At 67.5% G+C, this 1,663-nt stretch carries 1 protein-coding gene; it reads left to right on the forward strand.

Features of this window, described 5'->3' with window-relative positions:
* Positions 1-165: 165 nt before the first annotated feature.
* Complete coding sequence (locus tag FLV34_RS39170) at positions 166-1,647, forward strand: IS1634 family transposase (protein ID WP_147945573.1); 1,482 nt, start codon at positions 166-168, stop codon at positions 1,645-1,647.
* The last annotated feature ends 16 nt before the right edge of the window (positions 1,648-1,663 follow it).

Genomic DNA, 1,663 nt, shown 5'->3' on the forward strand with positions numbered 1-1,663 from the left:
CCTGACTTGGCTCACGTTTCAAGATCGCCGCTGAGCGCGAGGCGCTGACCTCGTGGTTCCCGGTTCGGAACGGCGAAAAGTGCGCACTAAATCGATCATGTCTCTACCCTGGTGGCCGTGTCTCCGTACGTGCGGACGGTGAAGACGGCCTCAGGCGCCCGGGCAGTGCAGATCGTCCACTCCTCCCGCCGCGGATCGCGGGAGATCGAGCACATCGGGTCGGCGCACGACGACGCCGAACTGGAGACGCTCAAGGCGGTGGCGCGTCAGCGGCTGGCCACCGGCCAGCAAGAACTGGACCTGGGGCTGGACGACGGGCCGGCAGCGGGCGGGCCGCTGGAGATCGTCAGCTCGCGGATGGAACACCTGTGGGACGCGCTGTCCCGCGCCTACGACACGCTGGGATTTGCTGCCGCAGCCGGAGGCGATGAGGTATTCCGGCAGCTGGTGCTCGCGCGGGTGATCGAACCGACGAGCAAACACGACAGCCTGCGCGTGCTCGCCGAGGCCGGGATCGCTCCGGTGTCGTATGCCACGGTGAAACGCCGCCTGCCGGACTACGCCACACCGCAGTGGCGCCAGGCCCTGGCCGGTGCGTGCGCGGCCCACACCCGCCTCGGGCCGGCCAGCCTGGTCCTGTACGACGTGTCGACCTTGTACTTCGAGACCGACGCCGGGGATGGGTTCCGCGAGCCGGGCTTCTCCAAGGAACGCCGCCTGGACCCGCAGATCACGATCGGGCTGCTCACCGACTCCTCCGGGTTCCCGCTCATGGTGACCGCCTTCGAGGGCAACAAGGCCGAGACCCACACCATGCTCCCGGTGATCGAAGGGTTCATGGCGGCCCACGACCTGCCGGACGTCACGATCGTGGCCGACGCCGGGATGATCTCCGAAGCCAACAAGCAGGCCATCGAAGCCGCTGGGCTGTCGTTCATCCTCGGCATGAAGATCCCCGAGGTGCCGTATGCGGTCACGCAGTGGCGGCGCGAGCACCCCGGCACCCCGATCCCCGACGGGCACATCTTCATCCAGCCCTGGCCGTCGGGATCGAGCCGGCCCCGCCGCGACCAGATGATCTACTACCAGTACCGGGCTGAGCGGGCCCGGCGCACGCTGCGCGGCATCGACGAGCAGGTCGCCAAGGCCCAGCGCGCCGTCGACGGGCAGGCACCGGTCAAGCGCAACCGGTTCATCAAGCTGTCCGGCGCCACCAAGAGCGTCAACACCGAGCTGGTGGACAAGGCCAAGGCCCTGGCCGGGCTCAAGGGCTACATCACCAATCTCGCCGCCTGCCCGGACGGGACACCCATCACCGCCGAGTTCGTCATCAGCTCCTACCACCGGCTGTTCGAGATCGAAAAGTCCTTCCGGATGAGCAAGCACGACCTCAAAGCCCGGCCGATCTACCACCACAAACGCGAGTCCATCGACGCGCACCTGACGATCGTGTTCGCCGCCCTGGCGGTCGGCCGGTGGATCGAAGCACGGACCGGATGGTCGATCAAGAAGTTCATCCGCACCGCCCGCCGCTACCGCACCGTCCATATCCAAGCCGGCAACCACGTCCTGACCGCCGCCGACCCCCTGCCCACAGACCTACGCGACGCACTCAAGCAGATCCGCAGCCCCGAAGGTGCGCACTAAATTGAGCCAACTCAGG

Origin of the sequence: Microbispora sp. CSR-4, assembly GCF_008033685.1 — a bacterium.
Classification (GTDB): domain Bacteria; phylum Actinomycetota; class Actinomycetes; order Streptosporangiales; family Streptosporangiaceae; genus Microbispora.